Source organism: Testudinibacter sp. TW-1, assembly GCF_050613185.1.
Classification (GTDB): Bacteria; Pseudomonadota; Gammaproteobacteria; order Enterobacterales; family Pasteurellaceae; genus Chelonobacter.
This window is the reverse complement of sequence record NZ_CP192511.1, coordinates 1237650-1257486: the sequence shown is the minus strand read 5'-3', so window position 1 is coordinate 1257486 and position 19837 is coordinate 1237650. Positions and strand designations below refer to the sequence as shown.

Genomic DNA, 19837 nt, shown 5'->3' with positions numbered 1-19837 from the left:
TTACAGGAATCATATTATGTTTGAAAATTTATCCGATCGTCTTTCTCATACCCTGCGCAGTATCCGCGGACGTGCGCGTTTAACCGAAGACAATATCAAAGAGACCCTGCGCGAAGTGCGTATGGCATTGCTCGAAGCCGATGTTGCCTTGCCGGTGGTACGCGAATTTATCAATAAAGTGAAAGAACGTGCGGTCGGGGTGGAAGTTAACAAAAGCCTGACGCCGGGGCAAGAATTCGTCAAAATCGTACAAAGCGAACTTGAAAGCGCAATGGGTGAAGCCAACGAAACGCTCAACCTCGCCACGCAACCGCCGGCGGTGATTTTAATGGCGGGTTTGCAGGGGGCGGGGAAAACCACCAGCGTCGGGAAACTGGCAAAATTCCTGCGTGAACGGCATAAGAAAAAAGTGTTGGTCGTGTCTGCCGACGTCTATCGTCCGGCGGCGATCAAACAATTAGAAACCTTGGCGGAAACGGTGAAAGCCGATTTCTTCCCGTCCGACACCAGCCAAAGTGCGGTACAGATTGCCGAAAACGCACTGGCGCACGCCAAACTGAAATTTTATGACGTGTTGATCGTCGATACCGCCGGTCGCTTGCACGTCGATAGCGAAATGATGGACGAAATTCAACGCGTCCATGCGGTGTTAAATCCGATTGAAACCCTGTTCACCGTCGATGCGATGACCGGGCAAGATGCCGCCAACACCGCCAAAGCCTTTAATGAAGCGCTGCCGCTGACCGGGGTGATTTTGACTAAAGTCGATGGCGACGCACGCGGCGGGGCGGCGTTATCCATTCGCCAAATCACCGGTAAACCGATTAAATTTCTCGGGATGGGCGAAAAAACCGACGCGTTAGAACCCTTCCACCCTGATCGTGTCGCCTCGCGCATTCTCGGCATGGGCGATGTGCTGTCGCTGATTGAAGATCTGGAGCGTTCGGTCGATAAAGAAAAAGCCGAAAAAATGGCGCAGAAATTCAAAAAAGGCGACGATTTCAGCTTGGAAGACTTCCGCGAGCAGTTGATCGAAATGAAAAAAATGGGCGGCATGATGACGATGTTGGAAAAACTGCCCGGCGCGAAAAACCTACCGGATCACGTCAAAGGGCAAGTCGATGACAAAATGTTCAATAAAATGGAGGCGATGATCAACTCAATGACGTTCAAAGAACGACAAAATCCCGATTTGATCAAAGGTTCACGCAAACGTCGGATTGCGCAAGGTTCCGGCACGCAAGTGCAAGACCTCAACAAAATGTTGAAACAATTCACCGAAATGCAGCGCATGATGAAGAAAATGCGCAAAGGCGGCATGGCAAAAATGATGCGCGGCATGAAAGGCATGATGGGCGGCGGCATGGCTGGAATGGGCGGCTTAGGCGGTATGTTTAAGCGTTGATCGAGATAAAAAGTGCGGTTCAACCGCACTTTTGCTTTTGGAAATCAGCCGTTTATCTGTATCAGCGTTATCTTCCGCCACCACAAACTCCTCCGGCACGATAAAAGAAAAAATACTGCCCTTGCCCGGTTCGCTGCGAATTTGCAACTGGCTGTTAAGATGTAACAAAGCGTGTTTGACAATTGCCAGCCCGATACCGCTGCCACCGTTATCACGACTGCGCGCATCCTGCACCCGATAAAAACGCTCGGTCAAGTGCGGCAAATGCTCGGGCGCAATTCCCTTGCCATTATCCTTCACTTCGAAGTACGCTCCGCTATCCAATTTTTTCCAGACAACGTTAATGTTATCGCCGTCCGAATGTTTAATTGCGTTATAAACCAAATTCGACAAAACGCTATTCAGCTCACTGGCATTGGCTTTGACTTTCAAGTGCGGTTCAAATTCAAAATTCACCTGATGTTGTTTATCATTTAAAATTTCCAGGTCATTCGCCAACAATTTCAAGATCGCCGGCACATCCACCACCTGCCGCTCCTCACTGCCCGCCGAAGTTTCAATCTTGATTAAAAAGGTTAACTGCTGTAGCAAACTGCTCATCCGTTGCACTTGTTCCTGCATAATCGACACCGCCCGCGCATGCAACGCTTTCGAAGCCTTACGATCCTCCAGCATTTCCAGATAACCTTGCAGCACCGTTAACGGCGTGCGCAATTCATGGTTCAGGTTCGACAGAAAAATCTGGCGGCTTTGTAACAATTTGATGATTTGCGTGATATCGCGCGCAATCAACATATAGTTTTCATCATCGTAGCGGTTGAGATTAACTTCGATATAGTGATCGCTGCTCGGCATTAACACCAGCGGCGTATGGTGATCGCCGCTTTCAAAATAGGTTTTGAACTCAGGATAAAAAATCACGTTCAGCAGATTTTTATTGCTTTTTTTGTTCCAAAAAAAAGAGAACAACTCCTGTGCGGCGTTATTACACCAATAAATTTGCCCGTCGTGATGGCAAATAATCACCGCATCCGGGATAAATTGAATGTTTTTATTCAAACGCGATAGCATCCGCAGGGTACGAAAGCGTTCGCGGTGCGAGCGCCGTTTTTGGTAAGCCACGGTTTGTGAAATGGTCTCCCAAATGCCGATTTGGTATTTATCGCTGACCCGATTGCGATCAAGCATTTTCAAAAAGCGGGTTTCGTTATAATGGTGCCAAATTAAAATCAGCAGCAATACCAAGGCAAACCAGACTAAAAACGGTCCGCTGAAATAACTGAACAGCGCCGCAATCACCGCCGCCGCCGTCACTTCGACCACAAAGTTAAAACAGGGCATTTTCAGCATGTTTTTGCTTCCTATTTGCTTGCTTTATTTAGTCTGTTTAGAAAAACGGTAGCCGGCGCCGCGCACGGTTTGAATATACTGATCATAACCGTGTTGTTCCAAACTTTTGCGCAAGCGACGGATATACACATCGACGGTGCGATCTTCCACATAAATATCATCGCCCCACACCCGATCGAGCAATTTCTCACGGCTATAAACTTTTTCCGGGTGTTTCATAAAGAAATTCAATAACTTAAATTCCGTCGAACTGAGCGGAATCTCCTGATTTTGGCAACTGACCCGGTGCGAATTGTTGTCCAGCACCAAACCGTCGATTTCCAATATCTGTTCCGGCCGATCGAAACCGCTGCGGCGCAACACCGCTTTCAAGCGGGCGATCAACTCTTTCGGCGAAAACGGCTTGGTGACATAATCATCCGCCCCGGCATTCAGGCAAGCGATACAATCCGCCTCTTCACTCTTGGCGGTCAACATCACCACCGGCACTTTGGAACATTCATCATGCTGTTTTAAATATTGTAAAAATTGCAACCCCGATTTGCCCGGTAACATCCAGTCCAACACCACCAAGTGCGGTATCTGTTGCCCGACCTGCCGAATCGCACTACGGTAATCACCGGCTTCCATCACTTCGTAGCCTTGCTGCACCAACACCAACGCCACCATCTCACGGATCGCCACTTCATCTTCCACTAATAAAATTTTGGTGGACACCAAGATTCTCCTTTATTTATCAACCATATCCACACGCCAGAGCCAGCGCGCGAAAATGCATTTATTTTAATAATCGTTCAGTTTTGTTTATCTCCACACTATAGCAAAAAAATGGCGTAAAGCTCAATATTGGTTGAAAAACAAACCGCACTTCTTTCCTTATTCGGAATGATTAGTACAGCCTAGCGGCATGCGCGGCGCCTTGGTGCTGACCGCACTTTTGTCACTCTGGCTGAATGTGGTCGCGGCTTACTTCTTAGCCGTGGCGTTTATTTTCGCCTTGTTCAGACTATGCCAAGTCGAATTTCGCCACGACGTTGCCGAACGCCTCCGCAAGTTCGGGCGTTGCCTGTCTTTCGCAGCGGACGCTTGCTCCGCGACTACATTGCTTATTACAATAATGAACGTATTCAGATAAAATTAAACGGACTGAACCCGGTACAATACCGAGCTCAATCCCTTTATTAAGCAATCTAACTTTTTGGGGGCAGATCACGGCTCAAAACCGCACTTTCATTTTATTTGATGTTTTTTCTGAACGTAATTTAAACAAATTCAAGTTTTATTATTAATTTTACAAATTGATTTAAATTAAACAATAGCCAAACACTATCAAATCTATATAAGATAATTTTTATTGTTCTTGCTAGTATATCTGTAATCGCCTGTTTAGGCTTAGTTGTACCCGGTAGTACCCTAACGTTATACACTTTTACCAAGAGGATGAATTATATGAGTCAAGAAAAAGCAAAATGCCCTTATAGCCATTTAACCACTAACGGCGGGGCGCCGGTGGTTGATAACCAAAACAGTATGACCGCAGGCCCGCGCGGTCCGTTATTGGCGCAAGATTTATGGTTAAACGAAAAACTCGCCAATTTCGTGCGTGAAGTGATTCCTGAGCGCCGTATGCACGCCAAAGGTTCCGGTGCATTCGGTACGTTCACCGTCACCCACGATATTACCCAATATACCCGTGCCAAAATCTTCAGCGAAATCGGCAAAAAAACCGAGATGTTCGCCCGTTTCACCACCGTTGCCGGCGAGCGTGGTGCAGCCGACGCAGAGCGTGATATTCGCGGTTTCGCGCTGAAATTCTACACCGAAGAAGGCAACTGGGATATGGTCGGCAACAATACGCCGGTATTCTTCTTGCGTGACCCGCGCAAATTCCCGGATTTGAACAAGGCAGTAAAACGCGATCCGCGCACCAATATGCGTTCCGCCACCAACAACTGGGATTTCTGGACCTTATTACCGGAAGCCTTTCACCAAGTCACCATCGTGATGAGTGATCGTGGTATTCCGGCGAGCTACCGCCATATGCACGGTTTCGGTTCGCACACTTACAGCTTTATCAACAGCGACAACGAACGTTTCTGGGTGAAATTCCACTTCAGAACCCAGCAAGGGATTAAAAACCTGACTGACGCGGAAGCGGAGGCGATTGTCGGTAAAGATCGTGAGAGTCATCAGAAAGATCTATATGACGCGATTGAGCGTGGCGATTTCCCGAAATGGACCATGTTCGTACAAATTATGCCGGAAGCCGATGCGGAGAAAGTGCCTTATCACCCGTTTGACTTAACCAAAGTATGGCCTAAAGCGGATTATCCGTTGATCGAAGTCGGCGAGTTCGAATTGAACCGCAATCCGGAGAACTTCTTCTTAGACGTGGAACAATCCGCTTTTGCGCCGAGCAACTTGGTACCGGGGATCAGCGTTTCGCCGGATCGCATGCTGCAAGCCCGTTTATTCAACTATGCCGACGCACAACGTTACCGTTTAGGCGTGAACTTCACCCAAATCCCGGTGAACAAACCACGCTGCCCGGTACACAGCAACCACCGCGACGGTCAAGGACGTGTCGACGCCAACTACGGCAGCGCCCCGCACTATGAGCCGAACAGCTTCGGTTACTGGCAAGAGCAACCGCAATATAAAGAGCCACCGTTGAAAATCACCGGCGATGCGGATTTCTGGGATTACCGTGAAGATGACAGCGACTACTTCAGCCAGCCGCGTGCATTGTTCCGTTTGATGACTGCCGAGCAACAACAAGTGCTGTTCGACAACACCGCACGCGCGATGGGCGACGCACCGGATTTCATCAAACAACGCCATATCGACAACTGCTTCAAATGCGATCCTGCCTACGGCGAAGGAGTGAAAAAAGCATTAGGACTGTAGTCAGAAGATTATAGTTCAGCAAAACGGCTCAAAGAGATTTGAGCCGTTTTTTTCATTTAAAAACCAATATTAATGCCAAGCATAATATTCCGCCCCATTTGTGGTACAAACGGCAGGAAAGAAGTGTGGGAATAAACTTTCCGATTTAATACATTATTTGCTTGCACAAATAAAACGTAGTCCATCTGAGCAATATGATTGGTATAATTTAACCCGATATTTAATAGTTGGTGCCCGCTAGTTTTATGTTCTAGCGGCGCTACTTTGTGCTGCTTATAAACATAAGTATATTCTAATGAACCGGATAGATGTTTTGTCAATTCTGCATTGGCACGCAAGCCTAAACGTGCCGGCGGCACTCGTGGTGCGTTTTGATCGGCTTGCGGAATCGTTGTTTCCGTATTAAAAAGATGATCGACTTCATATGTCGGAGGCAAATCGAATAATTTGCCGCGAACATAATCGGCAAATAAACCCGCACTCACATCTTGAGTAAATTGGTAATCAATCCGCCCTTCTGCCCCATAATAAACCGCCTTGGACTGGTTATAACGATTTAATGAGAGATTACCCTCCTTAGCCAAGGTCTGGTTAAAAATGCGGTTTTTAAAACGGTTATAATATACATTGACATGATAACTGAGTTTTTCCCCCGCATAACTTAACCCGGCTTCAAAATTATCGGAAACCTCTTTCTTCAAATAGCGGTTACCGTACTCAAGCGACACTGTTGCCAAATGTTTTCCGTGATAATACAGTTCCATTGGAGTCGGATGACGTTCATTATGCGAAAAGGCAAAAGATAGCGCGTAATCCGGATGAAAATTCCAGCTTGCAGATGTCGCATAGGAGGTTGCCCATTGGTTATAAAGCGATAAATCAGGATCATTTAACGAATAGGGTAAACAGCCGCCGAAAAATCCGGAACATTCAATATCGCTTTTAATTTTCTTCAAGTTGGCAACATCATAGTTAATCGGGATTCTTTGCTTTTCCGTGCGCACGCCAAGATCAAATAACCAGTTCCCCTTTCTTAATTGTTCCACTGCAAAGAAACTCAACTGCTTATTACTGTTTTCAATTAACGCCCACTTCTTACGATCATTATCACTGATTTTCTCCGGGCAACGTATATTACTGCCGGCCTCAAAACTATTGCTGCAAGGCGGAAGACGAGGAATGTTTGCACTACTGGTTGCGGTTTGATACTGAACACCCCAAACGCCCGTCAACCCCTTTATTTCTTTATGAAACAATTCCAAACGCAAGTTATAACCTTGATTTTTAAATAGGTTCACTGGAATACTGCCATCGCGTTCATCATGCTTATAATCCGTTGATGAATAGCTCAAACGTAGCTTATCAATCCCGGAAATAGGCTGCTGAAGCTCAGCACGAAGATCATAGCGCTGCGACAGCGAATCCACGACCGGGCCGCCTAGGGTATGATCATGCTTATGCCCATAAGGATTATCGTGGCTGTGCACTCCGCCTGAGGCATGGTTAGAACCGCAGTGGAAATGGGTATTGACCAAATCCCCCTCTCCCATTAAGTGCGGATAGATTTCCAAAAAATATTCATTGTCCGGATTTCGCCCCCAAATATGGGCATCACACGTATCCAGTGCATGATTATGACCTGGCAAGCCATAAATTTCGCGCCGTTCATTATAAGCCAGCCCGACATATCCACGGTCTCCAATAAACGATATCGCATAAGTGCCCGCATTTGTCTTATTGAACGTATCCGGTACAAAATCTATTTTTTTCCCTAAGTTAAATTCAGGTACATGATAGTTATCAGAACGACGGGTTAATCCCTCAAAACGTAATGCAATGTGCTGCCCCAATCCCAATGTAATGCCGGATGTCGCTAATTTTTCATTGCTATTGGTGTTATAACGCAAATTGAAATCGGTCTGATAACCTTTTTCAGGAAGATGGGACGGAATACGATTATCAACCACATTAACAACACCCGCCGGAGAGGCATTGGCATAGAGTAAGGTAGAAGCGCCACGTAAAATTTCGACCTGTTCAGCCAGTAACGTATCAACACCGATAGCGTGATCCGGCGAAAGTTGGGACATGTCGATAACATCTGACCCATTTTGCAAAATCTTTAACCGAACCCCTTCCTGTCCGCGAATAACCGGTGCACTGGCACCACCGCCGAATTGATTACTATGCACGCTCAGTTCATTTGATAATGCATTACCCAAGGTACTGGCGGATCTTTTTAATTTTGTTTTAGAAACAACAATATCGTTGGGTTTGGGAATGCCTGAAAGTGGATCGCTACTAAATTGCACCGCACTTCCCGTCACATTAATTTCCTCCAGCTCAGTAGCGCCATCGCTCGCTGCCCAAACAATATTCGACGGATATAAATATCCCATCAATAAAATAACTGTCAATTTTAGTCGGATCTTACTCTCTATATTTTTTGCATTCGGTAAACGCATTATTTTTTCCTTTATATGTATGGTTGAATAGCCGGCAACATATTTACGTGAATACAACTATAGATTCCGTGATCAAGATCACGTTTTATTTGAGATTAGACCCGAACATTAGCGATTGAAATTATTTAAAAGGCATTAAAAAAAGACTACCGCTATAATTTACGCAATAGTCTTTTTCTTTTTCACTTCTTTTCTTTAAGTTTATAAGTTTAAAACCGGTTCAGGGGTCTTCTCAACGCTAAATAAAAAATCTTTGGGGCTGTCCGAGATAACGACAATATTCTAGGATAGCCCCTAAATTTTTATTAATGGGTCGATTAAAATCAAAATGTCCATCTGACGCCAGTGGCAATGCTACGCCCTGCCATTGGCGCAAGATAACGCAAGGTGGAATTATGCAATCGGGCTTCGCGGTTGGTTAAATTTTTTCCGATCAGATATAACTCGATATCCGAATGCGCTAAGCGGAATTGATAACTTATGCTGGCGTCAACCAACGTGAACGACGGTGATTCCAACTCTTTATTAATGTCCACCCCGACTTTATCTTGTTTCAAATAATGCCATGCCGAAAAGGAAGTTGACCAGTTTTTATAATTCCAGTCTATTCCGGCACCGTAACGCGAGGTCGGCATGGCGCTGACATATCCGCCGCCGTTAAAACCGCTTTTTGCCTTACTGCGCACCACATCGCCCAACAGGCTGAACCGCCATTCGCCGAATGTATCCGTGCGCAAATGGTAACCCAGTTCCGTTTCGATCCCCTGCAAGCGAATCGGCGTTTGCCGCCACTCTTTCACAATCGTTCCGCGTCGGGCAATGCCGGTTTGAGCTAAATAAGTGTAGTTGGAAAAATCGATTTGATACCATGTGATATTCGCCATCCAGTTATTAAACTCCACGCCGCTGCTCAATTCCCAACCGTTGGATTTTTCTTTTTTCAGATCGGTATCGCCGTTCTCTTCGATCAGTAATGAATAGTGGCTATTGTTGGCATAAAGCTCATTGACTTCCGGTGCTCTTTGCGAAAAAGAACGTTGCAATTTGACATGCCAGCTATCAAGCGGTTGGTACAGCAAACCGATATGGTAATTGGAGAGATCAAAAGTGCGGTCCGCACGTTCGCCGGAACCGCCGCCGTTACCGGCATAATCTTTGATTAAGCGGTGTTTCACACTGCTCCAACGCCCGCCTGCGCTCAATTTAAACGGATCAAGCACCAACGATTCCAATACAAACAGGCTTTTTTCATCGCTATTAACGTCCGGCAGATAGGCGTCCGCTCCGTCGCGGGCTATTTTGCGTTTACTGACTTCAACCCCAATCAAGCCGTGCAAGTTACCCCACGGTTGATGTTCCGCCTCCAACCGCACTTGCCGCTGCTGCGTGTTAAAACGGCTGGAATCGATTTGATTAATCTGCTCAATATTTTGCGCTTTGGCATAATTAGCTGAGAGTTTGATTTTCTGCAGAATCAAAAACGTTTTATCTATTTCAGCACGCAGATCAAAACGCTGATCTTGGCTCAAGACATCTACTGCACCGAAATTATCGCCTTCGGTGGCAACGCTTGAAGCACGATAAGCAAAACCCGGCACGCCATATCGGGTTTGATAATGCGAATAAGCCAGTCCGACATAGCCCCAGTCATCAATATAGCTGCCGCCGACGGCAATATTTTTCGATTTAAAATGGCTATTCGGAATCCGTCCGTTTTCCGCTTTCACCAACGCTTTCGGCTCGGTGTAAACATCAATGTATTGCGCGCTGTCCGGAATATAGGCCGGATTGGGATCATTGGCAACGGTTTCAAAAAAGCTAAGACGATCTTTTTCGCGCGTCGTATATTTTTCACTGGATTCCAGTTCATACTCTTCGGCAAACTTCTCATAAAATTTGCTTAGATAAGGATAGTGGGCAGGGTTGCGGGTTTGATACGAACTCATCTGAATTTGGCATTTATCACGCAGCATGCTGTCCGCTTTCAGCTCATTAACATCATGGCAAACGGCAGCCTTGCTGTTGCCCGGAATTTTCGTGTAGCGGCTATGACGGGACATCGCACTGATATGCCACGCCCAATGTCGACCATCGTTGACATCTAAGCGGAAACCCTGCATTCGCTGGGTATTTTCCCCCGTTTGCGCTTCGATTTTGCCTTGAAAACGCTTTTCGGCAATCTTGCTCGGAATACGTCCGTCTTTGACATTCACCGTACCGCCGATCGCCCGTCCGCCGTGTAAGATTGTCGCCGGGCCTTTGGTCACTTCAATACTGTCCGCCAACTGGCTTTCCAAAGGTGTCGGCAAGTTTCCGCTGATTGCCGCCATATCGTTAAGCGATAAATTGTTACTTAAAATTTCAACCCGTTGCCCGCCAAGTCCGCGAATCAGCGGACGACCGGCATGCGGTCCGAAAGATTCGCTTTGCACGCCGCTTATTTTACTCAGGGTATCGCCCAGCGTACTATGATATTGTTCGCTCAGGGCTTTGCCTGAGATGGATATGGTATTTTGCTCCGGCAAAACGTAAGATTCGAGTTGGGTTGCAACGGTAATTTCCGCTAACTGCTCTGTCGGTGATGTCGGATTGTCCGCCGCCAATGCGGTCAAAGATAGTGACGACAACGCAAAAGGAAGGATTATTTTGTGCATGGAAAGCTCTCTTACTGAATATAATAAATAGAAAAAGAGATTGAATATACGGAGAACTGAGCTGAGATTCCGTGATCAAGATCACATTTTATTCAAGATTAGACCCGACCATTAGCGATTGGAATTATTTAAAAAGAATTAAAAAAAGACTATCGTTATGATTTATTCGATAGTCTTTTTATTTTATTTTTTCCAGATCGTTAAGTTTTAGAGCCTAGAGCGCTATTTCTCCAACAACGGCTGTACCCATTCCCTAAACTGTTCTGCATCTAAAAATCCGCTGATTCGGCTTTGCGGGATCTCTTTGCCGTTTTGGTCGAAGAAGATAATGGTCGGCAAACCGACTACGCGCAGTTGCTCCATTAAAGTGCGGTTTTGCGGGCTGTTGCGGGTCAGATCGGCACGCAATAACTTCATTTGAGCAAACTGTTGCCGTACTTGCGGATCGCTGAAGGTGTATTTTTCAAATTCTTTGCAGGCAACACACCAGTCGGCGTACAAATCCAACATCACCAACTGCCCTTGGTTCTGTTTCAATGCCGCTTGTAAGGCGTCGTAATCGGCAATCTCGGCAAATTCGGCGTGTGCCGGCGTTGCGGCTACCGCACTTTCGCTGTTGCCGGTCACCAGCGGTGCAAGCCAGTTGACCAGCGGTTGCGCCACCACGATCGCCGCCACTAACGGTAACAATTTAATTCCCAACATCGATTTTTTATCGCTGATTGCCGAAGTCAACCAGATGAAAAACGCCACACCCAATAGCGACCATAAACGGTTTTCCCACACTTCCGGCAACAGGCGCGAAATCAGGAATACCGGTACGGCAAGCATCACGAAACCGAAGGCAATTTTGACTTTTTCCTGCCATTCTCCGCCCTTCGGCAGGATTTTATTGCCAAACAGGGTGACCAGCACCAGCGGAATGCCCATGCCCAGCGCCAATAAATACAAGCTCAAGCCGCCGACCACAAAATCCCCGCTTTGTGCCACATACAACAGCGCCCCCGACAACGGCGCGCTGACGCACGGCGAAGCCACTAAGCCGGCAATCATGCCCATCAGGAACACATTCCAATAAGCACCGCCACTCTGTTTTTGGCTAAGTTGATTGAGCTTATTCTGTAAACCGGACGGCAGTTGCAACGTGAACAAACCGAACATCGAACCCGCCAATACGATAAACAGAATCGAGAAAGCGATCAGCACATACGGGCTTTGCAGCGCAATTTGAAACGGCAGACCGATCGCCACCACTAATAAGCCAAGTGCGGTATAGGTCAATGCCATGCCTTGCACATAGACCAAACTCAGCAACAATGCGCGCAGGCTTTGCGGGCGTTCTTTTTGCCCGATCACGATTGAGGATAACAATGGCAACATCGGCAGCACGCATGGGGTAAATGCCAAGCCCAATCCCAAGACGAAAAACCACAGAATGCTGAATTTGTTTTCGCCCAGATTGCTTGCCAGCTGTTCGGTGCTGTTACGGTTAAATAAGCTATCGTCAACACGTCGGTTATCCGCTACAGGCGTACGTTCGGTTGTGGTGGCGTTTTCGCTGACCGCACTTTGTGCTGCGCTATCAACACCAGCGATCACCGTTGCCGTTGTGGTTGTGCCTGCGCCGCCCCGTAACGCCGCCAAATCCAATTCCTGCGTTTCCGGCGGATAGCAAAAACCGCTGGTACAACCTTGGTAATTAACGATAATTTTTCCGTTACGGTTATGTAACGGCACTGCAAATGCTAACTGATTGCGGTAAATTTGGACTTCACCGAAAAATTCATCATGGTAGGGTATTGCAGGCGGCAAGGCTAACTCGCTGATTTGCCCCTGTTCGTCTTCAACGGAAATTTCACGTTGATATAAATAGTAACCTTCGGCGATCTGCCAATCGAGGTGTAAATTTTGCTGATCCGCTTGCGCCGAAAAGATGAAGGCTTCATGCGGCGGTAAAAACCGCTCTTTCTTGCCGCCGAACAAACCGTTGGCGACCGCGCTGTTTAAAAATGCAAAAACAAAAAAAACCAACAGGCTGAATAATAGCTGTTGATAACGAAAGGGACGAGTAAAGTGCGGTTTGCGTAACATCATTTTTCCGTTTAGCCAAAACAATAAATTATAAAAATCCGATAATCAGGCTGCTGACAAAGACTAAAACGCACAATATTGATTGTAAAAGTCGGGGCGGATTATATATCCGCCCGTTTGCGGAGTGCGATATAAGCAGTTAATCAATAAAGGGGAAGCGCAAAGTACCGTTCGGGCGGATATATAATCCGCCCCGACTTTGCCTCATCACTTACTTTGTCAATAATCTGATAATGGTGATACCTTATCGGATTTTAAACATAAGATCTATTGTTGCTGTCTAGGATTATTTATAAATAATCTCTTCATTGGCTTGGAATTTCGCCGCATCAATCGGTGAATTTTCCTCAAAATAGAGTTTCAGACTCTCCGCGTCCACAAAACCGGTGTTGACATAGGTCGGATTGTCGCTGACCAGCGGATAGCCGTCCCCCCCTGCCGCGGTGTAACTTGGTAAAGAAATCCGATAGACTTTTTTCGGATCCAGCGGCTCGCCGTTGATTTTCACCTCCGACACTTTTTTCGCCTTGCGGTCGACGGTCATGGCAATGCCGGCAAATTGCGCATACGCACCGGAATCGACTTCTTTCAACGCCACCACATTCAGGTAATCAATCAGCTCAGTCCCGTTCAACTCGACATAGCTGATGATATTCCCGAACGGTTGCACCGTCAGAATATCTTTATAGGTGACCTTACCCGGCTCGATTGAAGCACGGATACCGCCGGAGTTCATAATGCCGATATCGGCTTTGGCACGCTCTTTTTGCGAACGGGCGATCAGCTGCCCTAAATTAGTTTGTCGGAAGCGAATAACATTGCGATCACCTTCCAACTTCTCATTCACACTGCCGACTTCCACGCCCAGTAATTCATCGCCTTTGTCCTGATAGACTTTCAGGTGCGCCAACAGTTCCGCATCGGCGGGAATTTCCTCTTGAAACAGCACATATTCGGTTTTGCCTTCGGCATTTTTCACTTTTTCTTTTAAGTTGACCGGCACTAATTGATAGTTCACCAGTTTCAACTCGCCGTTTTTAAATTCAAAATCGGCACGCCCGACATATTTACCCCATTCGCCGGCTTGCATAATCCAAGTGCCGTTTTCAAATGCCGGTTTACAGACATCGCCCGGTTTGTATTTGTCGTTGAAACTGCCGTCGTCATTAATACACACCGTGTCGTGGCTGTGACCGCCGATCACCAGATCAAACGCGCCTTTCTCCAATTCACGCACCATCGACACATCGCCCGGCGCATTCGAACCGTATTGAGCGTCATGATAATAGCCCATATGGGTCAAGCCGATTTTAATATCCGGCTTCTCATTGTCGTTCAACGCCGCCAGCACGTCTTTTGCCGCTTCCGCCGGACGGACAAATTCCACATTGGAGATAAATTCCGGGTTGCCCAGTTTCGCCGTATCTTCGGTGGTCAAACCGACAACCGCCACTTTCAACCCTTGTTTGTCTAAAATGGTGTACGGTTTTACCAATAAACTGCCATCTTTTTTATTAAACACGTTGGCGGACAAGAACGGGAATTTCGCCCAGCTTTCTTGCATATCCAACAATTGCAGCGGATTGTCAAATTCGTGGTTGCCCAAGGCCAACGCCTCGTAGCCCATTGCATTCATCGCTTCGATATCCGGTTTGGCGTTTTGCAAATCGGATTCCGGAATGCCGGTGTTGTAATCGCCGGCGTTGAGCAAAATCAACTCGCCGCCTTTCTCCGCCACTTCTTTGCGAATGCGGTCAATCAAGGTTTTTTGTGCCGCCAGTCCGTATTCACCGTTTTGGTTTTGCCAAAAACGGCCGTGCAGATCATTGGTATGCAACACGGTCAATTGATAAGTGCGGTCTTGTTCATAGGCTTGGGCGAAAGTGGGAATGGCTAATACGGATGTGACTAACGTGGTACAAAGACTTAATTTAAAAAAAGATTTCATATTGAGATTTCCTAAAAAAAGTAAGAAGAGTTCCTGATAAAAAAGCCGTAGTCAGTATGCTAAAAAACGGCGACAAAAGCTATCATTTTGTGCTTGGTAGGGTTTTAATCCAAAAGAAGAAAAACCAGTATTCGACCAATAATAAGAGAATAATAAAAATCCGCCCGTAAATCGACGGCATAAAATAGAAACTGGCGGCGATCATTGCGGTGGAAAGCAACAAGATATAGGCTTTGCTTTTGGCGGTCAGCGCGCGCTGTTCATCAAAGGATTTCAAATAGTTATGATAAAGTGCGGTTTGCAAAAACCAAGCGTGCAGGCGATCGGAGCTTTTGCCGAAAAAATAGAGCGCCAGCAGCAAAAACGGCGTGGTCGGCAAGATCGGCAACGGAATGCCGAGAATGCCCAACCCGAGCGCAATAAATCCCAATAAAACATAAACCCATTTCACCACTTTCATCCGAACCGCACTTTGCCGCCTTTCAATTAAGAATAGTTCGCATTATAGCGATTTTCGTCTTGCTTTGACAACCGCTGACCGCACTTGCACAGGCGTAGCCATTGAAAGTGCGGTTCACGCCGATAATTTGGCTTACGCCGGCGGTAAAACTTGCTTTTCTTCAGGAAAAGAGTAAAATCTGACGACTTTTTATGGCTGTATGCCATCGAAAGCGCATGACACCCTCACCTCGAACGAGGGTTTTATTTTTACTATCATTTTAGAGGACGCTATGGTAACCATTCGTTTATCTCGTGGCGGTGCAAAAAAACGCCCATTTTATCAAGTAGTTGTTGCGGACAGCCGCAGCCCGCGTGACGGTCGTTTTATCGAGCGTGTCGGTTTCTTTAACCCACTTGCTACCGGTAACGCAGAACGTTTACGTTTAGATTTAGACCGTGTGAATGCATGGTTGGAAAAAGGTGCTTCTTTATCTGAGCGCGTATCCGCATTAGTTAAAGAAGCGCAAAAAGCAGCGTAATCTGCTTTTAAACGCTTTATAAGCAATCAATAAGTAGGTGAATATGAACACGCAAAACATCAGCACGGTCGGCAAGTTGGGTTCAACTTACGGGATTCGCGGTTGGTTGCGAATTTATTCATCGACAGAACAACAAGAAAGTATTTTCGATTATCAGCCTTGGTATTTGAATATCAAAGGTCAATGGCAAGCCACCGAACTGGAAAGCTGGCGTTATCACAGTAACGATTTGATCGTGAAACTGAAAAACGTCGATGATCGTGACGCGGCACACGCATTAACCAACGTGGAAATCGGGGTGAGTGCAGACAATTTCCCTGCGCTGGAAGAAGGCTATTACTGGCACGATTTAATCGGCTGCCAAGTCATCAACCTGCAAGGCTATCAATTGGGTGTGGTCAGCGACATGATGGAAACCGGTTCGAATGACGTGTTCATGGTGAAAGCCAATCTGAATGATGCTTTCGGCAAACAAGAGCGGTTAATTCCGTATCTTGAAGAAACAGTAGTTAAAAGAGTCGATCTCGCCACAAAGACTATTGAAGTGGATTGGGACGCTGGTTTCTAACCTCAGCAACAGTGGGCGCTTTGGCGGTAACATTTTTAGCATAAGGTCATATTATGTGGATTGGGATTATTAGTCTTTTCCCTGAAATGTTTAAAGCAATCACCGAATTCGGGGTCACAGGACGAGCTGTAAAACACGGGCTGTTACAAGTGCAATGTTGGAATCCGCGTGATTTCACCCATGATAAACACAAAACGGTCGATGACCGCCCTTACGGCGGCGGACCGGGCATGTTGATGATGGTGCAACCGTTGCGCGACGCCATTCATGCCGCCAAGCAAGCGGCACGGGCAGTAACGGCAGGGGAGGTGAAAGTGATTTACCTTTCACCGCAAGGGTGCAAACTCGACCAACATGGCGTGCAGCAATTAGCACAATATCAGAATCTGATTTTGCTGTGCGGACGTTATGAAGGCATTGATGAACGCTTGATTGAAGCGGAAATCGATGAAGAGTGGTCGGTTGGGGATTATGTCCTCACCGGCGGAGAACTGCCGGCAATGACATTGATTGACGCCGTTGCCCGTTTTGTTCCGGGTGTGTTGGGCAAGCAAGCCTCCGCAGAAGAAGATTCTTTTGCCGACGGGCTGCTCGATTGCCCGCACTACACCCGCCCCGAAGTGTTAAACGGCGTGGCCGTGCCACCGGTTTTAATGTCGGGCAACCATGCGGAAATACGCAAATGGCGGTTACAACAGTCATTGCACCGCACTTGGACGCGCCGGCCTGAGCTCTTAGAGAGCCTAGCTCTGACTGACGAACAGAGAGTGCTGTTGGCTCAGATCAAACGGCAAGAGTAAAGATTCAGTTACATCTAGGAATAAAAGGTATTTATTATGAGTAACATTATTAAACAACTTGAACAAGAACAATTGAAACAAGACGTACCGAGCTTCCGTCCCGGTGATACTTTGGAAGTGAAAGTATGGGTTGTTGAAGGTAGTAAAAAACGTCTGCAGGCGTTCGAAGGCGTGGTTATCGCAATTCGTAACCGCGGCCTGCATTCAGCATTTACCCTGCGTAAAATTTCAAACGGTGTCGGCGTTGAGCGTACATTCCAAACTCACTCGCCGGTAATCGACAGTATCAGCGTGAAACGCAAAGGTGCGGTACGTAAAGCGAAACTGTACTACTTGCGTGAGCGTAGTGGTAAGTCTGCACGTATCAAAGAGCGTTTGAACTAATCGCACGGTTTGCAAAAACCAAAACAAAAGGCTTGGAAAATTCCAAGCCTTTTTACTTTGCGGCTGAAAAAGATGTCGCCCTCGGCGGCATTGGCGGCAATCCAACAACAGGTGTAGAATAAATACACCCTCAGCGCACAACAAAGGATACCTTATGAACTTAAGCGAAATGCTCCGCCACCGCCGCGCGGTGCGCCACTACAGCGATACGCCGCTCGACAGCGACAAAGTACGCCAATGTTTGCAACTGGCGCAACTCGCTCCGAGCAGCTCGAATATGCAACTGTATCAGTTTTATCATATCACGGACAAAACCGCACTTGCGCAGCTTGCCGAAGCCTGCCTCAGCCAAAATGCCGCCACCACCGCGCAACAAATGGTGGTATTTGTGACCCGTCAGGATCTCTACCGTGAACGTGCCAAACAGGTATTAGCGGCGTTCAGCGATGATCTCAAGCGCAATACACCGCCAGAGCAACAAGCCGCACGCTTAAAACGGTTAAACGGCTATTACGGCAAATTAATGCCGTTTCTGTATGCTCGCGGCTTCGGTCTGCTGGGCATATTACGCAAATTGATCGCCCACAGTATCGCTTTATTCCGCCCGATTGCCACCAATGTTTCGGAAGCCGATTCGCGCATTGTGACCCACAAAAGCTGCGCCCTTGCCGCACAAACCTTTATGCTGGCAATGGCAGAACAAGGCTACGACACCTGCCCGCTCGAAGGCTTGGACAGCCGCAGGGTAAAACGGATTTTGAACCTACCACGCGCAGCGGAAATCAATATGATCGTAGTCTGCGGCATTCGCGAAACAAGGCGCGGCATTTGGGGCGCACGCTATCGTGTTCCGTTTGAACAGGTTTATCGTGAGGTTTAACCACTTTGCTTATCACGTTAAGTGAGCAAATTTAATTTTTGGAATCTTGATCGCAATCTTTTCGCTACTCTATTTTCTTGAGTATATAAATTTTATTTACTAGCTTGCATTATCAGATAAGATAGGTATAAAATTTTGTACAAACAGAGAACGGTGCGCAAAGATATAGCATGGTTGGGTTCAACATTAGCAATATTAAGATTATTTCCTGACAACATAAAATCAGAGCTTGGTCACGATTTAGATCTCGTGCAACAGGGATTAAGCCCACGTGATTATAAAGTCATGAATAATCTTGGAAATGGCATTATTGAAATTCGACACCGCGATCACAGTGGTGCATTTCGCTTAGTTTATGTTGCTAAGTTTACAAAACGCATCTATGTGCTACACGCATTTCAAAAGAAAACACAAAAAACTAGCCCGCGCGATCTTGAGTTGATCAAAAAACGGTATCAAACCTTATTGGAGATAGAAAATGAACGATAAAATCACCCATATCACCCCCGCTAACGGCAATGTTTTTCTCGATCTTGGGTTCTCCGATAGTGAAGCGGCAAGCTTGAAAGCACACAGCCAAGCGGTGATAGAGATGAAACTGGCTTTGGTTGAGGCAATGGATAGTTGGATTCAAGAAAATCAATTAAAACAAGCTGATGCTGCGACTATTTTAGGCGTTACCCGCCCTCGAATTTCCGATATGGTTAATCGCAAGATCGGCAAGTTTACCCTTGACAGCTTATTAATGATGTTGGCAAAAACCAATAAATCAGCGTATCTGTCAATACGCTAATTCTGAATAGTTGCCTAAACAAGCGTGTATGATCGTGATTAAAGCCCCCAAAAATCGAATAGCCACTCACCACCAGGTTGTTTAATGGCATGATAGCGCTTGTTAACGGTCTCTCCGCTCTGTCGCGAGGTAAAATAGACTTTAAACTCAAAAGTATTTGCCGCTAATTTCTTAAATCCGATTACTCGAGATACATTTAAACAACCCGATTTATGATAACTCATGTTACTTTGTGGTTTAACTCGACTATGCGGCTCAATACTGTCTGGATCACTGTAGATCATAAGCTGGGAATTTGAATGACTACCATCTGGTAAACAGGCTAATAGTCCTAACACTTTGTTCATTGTTGGTTTGGCATCATTAAATAATGCTTTAACCGCACTATTCGGTTTCGCATTATTGAGCGTTGAATCAATCGAGTTTTGTGTAGTTTGCTCGACATAAGCACCTGATAATCCGGTATTAATATTCTCCAATGCCGCTCGCATCGAACGGCTTGCCTCCAACATTTGCTGGCAGCCGGCAAGCGTAAAACATAGCATAACCGTCGTGAGTAACAGAGATCTTTTCATTCATATAACTCCTTAATAATAAAATTAAAATGCACTT

Annotated in this window: 18 protein-coding genes and 1 pseudogene; 11 read left to right on the top strand and 8 right to left on the bottom strand. The window is 46.4% G+C overall.

Going from position 1 to position 19837, the window contains the following annotated elements; all coding sequences use genetic code 11:
* Positions 1-16 precede the first annotated feature (16 nt).
* Entirely contained in the window at positions 17-1405 is a 1389-nt protein-coding gene (ffh, locus tag ACQ31U_RS06060) for a signal recognition particle protein (RefSeq protein ID WP_431054163.1), read from the top strand.
* On the opposite strand, the gene phoR is transcribed toward ffh, so the two are convergent.
* Positions 1382-2755: a phosphate regulon sensor histidine kinase PhoR gene (gene phoR / locus ACQ31U_RS06055; RefSeq protein WP_431054162.1), complete on the bottom strand. Its 1374-nt coding sequence runs from the start codon at positions 2753-2755 to the stop codon at positions 1382-1384. The two genes, ffh and phoR, sit on opposite strands and share 24 nt — an antisense overlap.
* Positions 2756-2779: 24 nt before the next feature.
* A complete protein-coding gene (gene phoB, locus ACQ31U_RS06050; RefSeq protein ID WP_431054161.1) occupies positions 2780-3472 on the bottom strand; it encodes a phosphate regulon transcriptional regulator PhoB in 693 nt (230 codons plus the stop codon).
* A gap of 190 nt (positions 3473-3662) precedes the next feature.
* Between phoB and ACQ31U_RS06045 the strand changes: the two genes are divergently transcribed.
* The 3 genes and pseudogenes from ACQ31U_RS06045 to ACQ31U_RS06035 all read left to right on the top strand — a co-directional run bounded on the left by ACQ31U_RS06045 (position 3663) and on the right by ACQ31U_RS06035 (position 5662).
* Positions 3663-3890 (top strand): hypothetical protein, encoded by a 228-nt coding sequence (locus tag ACQ31U_RS06045; protein ID WP_431054363.1) that lies wholly within the window; start codon positions 3663-3665, stop codon positions 3888-3890.
* Positions 3854-3940: pseudogene (locus ACQ31U_RS06040) on the top strand (IS3 family transposase); the annotation flags it as partial. The gene ACQ31U_RS06045 and the pseudogene ACQ31U_RS06040, both read left to right, overlap by 37 nt.
* A gap of 264 nt (positions 3941-4204) precedes the next feature.
* The gene (locus ACQ31U_RS06035; RefSeq protein ID WP_431054160.1) at positions 4205-5662 is read left to right on the top strand and encodes a catalase; all 1458 of its coding nucleotides are present in this window, start codon (positions 4205-4207) and stop codon (positions 5660-5662) included.
* Positions 5663-5718: 56 nt separating this feature from the next.
* On the opposite strand, the gene ACQ31U_RS06030 is transcribed toward ACQ31U_RS06035, so the two are convergent.
* From ACQ31U_RS06030 to ACQ31U_RS06010, 5 genes are all read right to left on the bottom strand, one after another.
* Positions 5719-8061 (bottom strand): TonB-dependent receptor, encoded by a 2343-nt coding sequence (locus ACQ31U_RS06030; protein WP_431054292.1) that lies wholly within the window; start codon positions 8059-8061, stop codon positions 5719-5721.
* A 389-nt stretch (positions 8062-8450) separates the two neighbouring features.
* Positions 8451-10781 (bottom strand): TonB-dependent receptor, encoded by a 2331-nt coding sequence (locus ACQ31U_RS06025; RefSeq protein WP_431054159.1) that lies wholly within the window; start codon positions 10779-10781, stop codon positions 8451-8453.
* 222 nt (positions 10782-11003) lie between these two features.
* Complete coding sequence (locus ACQ31U_RS06020; RefSeq protein WP_431054158.1) at positions 11004-12875, bottom strand: protein-disulfide reductase DsbD; 1872 nt, start codon at positions 12873-12875, stop codon at positions 11004-11006.
* 283 nt (positions 12876-13158) lie between these two features.
* Complete coding sequence (gene ushA, locus ACQ31U_RS06015; RefSeq protein WP_431054157.1) at positions 13159-14820, bottom strand: bifunctional UDP-sugar hydrolase/5'-nucleotidase UshA; 1662 nt, start codon at positions 14818-14820, stop codon at positions 13159-13161.
* 82 nt (positions 14821-14902) lie between these two features.
* Entirely contained in the window at positions 14903-15280 is a 378-nt protein-coding gene (locus ACQ31U_RS06010) for a YbaN family protein (protein WP_431054156.1), read from the bottom strand.
* Between the two features lie 271 nt (positions 15281-15551).
* On the opposite strand from ACQ31U_RS06010, the gene rpsP reads away from it, so the two are divergent.
* The 7 genes from rpsP to ACQ31U_RS05975 all read left to right on the top strand — a co-directional run bounded on the left by rpsP (position 15552) and on the right by ACQ31U_RS05975 (position 19225).
* Positions 15552-15800: a 30S ribosomal protein S16 gene (gene rpsP / locus ACQ31U_RS06005; RefSeq protein WP_431054291.1), complete on the top strand. Its 249-nt coding sequence runs from the start codon at positions 15552-15554 to the stop codon at positions 15798-15800.
* A 43-nt stretch (positions 15801-15843) separates the two neighbouring features.
* On the top strand, positions 15844-16368 hold the full coding sequence (gene rimM / locus ACQ31U_RS06000) for a ribosome maturation factor RimM (RefSeq protein WP_431054155.1): 525 nt from the start codon (positions 15844-15846) through the stop codon (positions 16366-16368).
* A 53-nt stretch (positions 16369-16421) separates the two neighbouring features.
* The gene (gene trmD, locus ACQ31U_RS05995) at positions 16422-17168 is read left to right on the top strand and encodes a tRNA (guanosine(37)-N1)-methyltransferase TrmD (protein WP_431054154.1); all 747 of its coding nucleotides are present in this window, start codon (positions 16422-16424) and stop codon (positions 17166-17168) included.
* A 36-nt stretch (positions 17169-17204) separates the two neighbouring features.
* On the top strand, positions 17205-17552 hold the full coding sequence (gene rplS, locus ACQ31U_RS05990; protein ID WP_084256716.1) for a 50S ribosomal protein L19: 348 nt from the start codon (positions 17205-17207) through the stop codon (positions 17550-17552).
* Between the two features lie 154 nt (positions 17553-17706).
* Entirely contained in the window at positions 17707-18432 is a 726-nt protein-coding gene (locus ACQ31U_RS05985; protein ID WP_431054153.1) for a nitroreductase family protein, read from the top strand.
* A gap of 135 nt (positions 18433-18567) precedes the next feature.
* Positions 18568-18921, top strand: a complete 354-nt coding sequence (locus ACQ31U_RS05980) for a type II toxin-antitoxin system RelE/ParE family toxin (RefSeq protein WP_431054152.1) — start codon at positions 18568-18570, stop codon at positions 18919-18921.
* Positions 18911-19225, top strand: coding sequence for a helix-turn-helix domain-containing protein (locus ACQ31U_RS05975; RefSeq protein WP_431054151.1), 315 nt, complete (start codon positions 18911-18913; stop codon positions 19223-19225). The genes ACQ31U_RS05980 and ACQ31U_RS05975 overlap by 11 nt, the downstream gene beginning before the upstream one ends.
* 38 nt (positions 19226-19263) lie before the next feature.
* On the opposite strand, the gene ACQ31U_RS05970 is transcribed toward ACQ31U_RS05975, so the two are convergent.
* A complete protein-coding gene (locus ACQ31U_RS05970) occupies positions 19264-19800 on the bottom strand; it encodes a hypothetical protein (protein WP_431054150.1) in 537 nt (178 codons plus the stop codon).
* Positions 19801-19837: the final 37 nt, after the last annotated feature.

What these genes read in the sequence shown, in the direction of transcription:
- ACQ31U_RS05970 (WP_431054150.1), bottom strand. Translation starts at nt 19,800, where the DNA reads ATGAAAAGATCTCTGTTACTCACGACGGTTATGCTATGTTTTACGCTT.
- ACQ31U_RS06020 (WP_431054158.1), bottom strand. Translation starts at nt 12,875, where the DNA reads ATGATGTTACGCAAACCGCACTTTACTCGTCCCTTTCGTTATCAACAG.
- ACQ31U_RS06025 (WP_431054159.1), bottom strand. Translation starts at nt 10,781, where the DNA reads ATGCACAAAATAATCCTTCCTTTTGCGTTGTCGTCACTATCTTTGACC.
- ACQ31U_RS05985 (WP_431054153.1), top strand. Translation starts at nt 17,707, where the DNA reads ATGAACTTAAGCGAAATGCTCCGCCACCGCCGCGCGGTGCGCCACTAC.
- rplS (WP_084256716.1), top strand. Translation starts at nt 17,205, where the DNA reads ATGAGTAACATTATTAAACAACTTGAACAAGAACAATTGAAACAAGAC.
- ACQ31U_RS06045 (WP_431054363.1), top strand. Translation starts at nt 3,663, where the DNA reads ATGCGCGGCGCCTTGGTGCTGACCGCACTTTTGTCACTCTGGCTGAAT.
- phoR (WP_431054162.1), bottom strand. Translation starts at nt 2,755, where the DNA reads ATGCTGAAAATGCCCTGTTTTAACTTTGTGGTCGAAGTGACGGCGGCG.
- ACQ31U_RS06030 (WP_431054292.1), bottom strand. Translation starts at nt 8,061, where the DNA reads ATGGGATATTTATATCCGTCGAATATTGTTTGGGCAGCGAGCGATGGC.
- rimM (WP_431054155.1), top strand. Translation starts at nt 15,844, where the DNA reads ATGAACACGCAAAACATCAGCACGGTCGGCAAGTTGGGTTCAACTTAC.
- ACQ31U_RS06035 (WP_431054160.1), top strand. Translation starts at nt 4,205, where the DNA reads ATGAGTCAAGAAAAAGCAAAATGCCCTTATAGCCATTTAACCACTAAC.
- trmD (WP_431054154.1), top strand. Translation starts at nt 16,422, where the DNA reads ATGTGGATTGGGATTATTAGTCTTTTCCCTGAAATGTTTAAAGCAATC.
- ACQ31U_RS06010 (WP_431054156.1), bottom strand. Translation starts at nt 15,280, where the DNA reads ATGAAAGTGGTGAAATGGGTTTATGTTTTATTGGGATTTATTGCGCTC.
- rpsP (WP_431054291.1), top strand. Translation starts at nt 15,552, where the DNA reads ATGGTAACCATTCGTTTATCTCGTGGCGGTGCAAAAAAACGCCCATTT.
- ffh (WP_431054163.1), top strand. Translation starts at nt 17, where the DNA reads ATGTTTGAAAATTTATCCGATCGTCTTTCTCATACCCTGCGCAGTATC.
- ushA (WP_431054157.1), bottom strand. Translation starts at nt 14,820, where the DNA reads ATGAAATCTTTTTTTAAATTAAGTCTTTGTACCACGTTAGTCACATCC.
- ACQ31U_RS05975 (WP_431054151.1), top strand. Translation starts at nt 18,911, where the DNA reads ATGAACGATAAAATCACCCATATCACCCCCGCTAACGGCAATGTTTTT.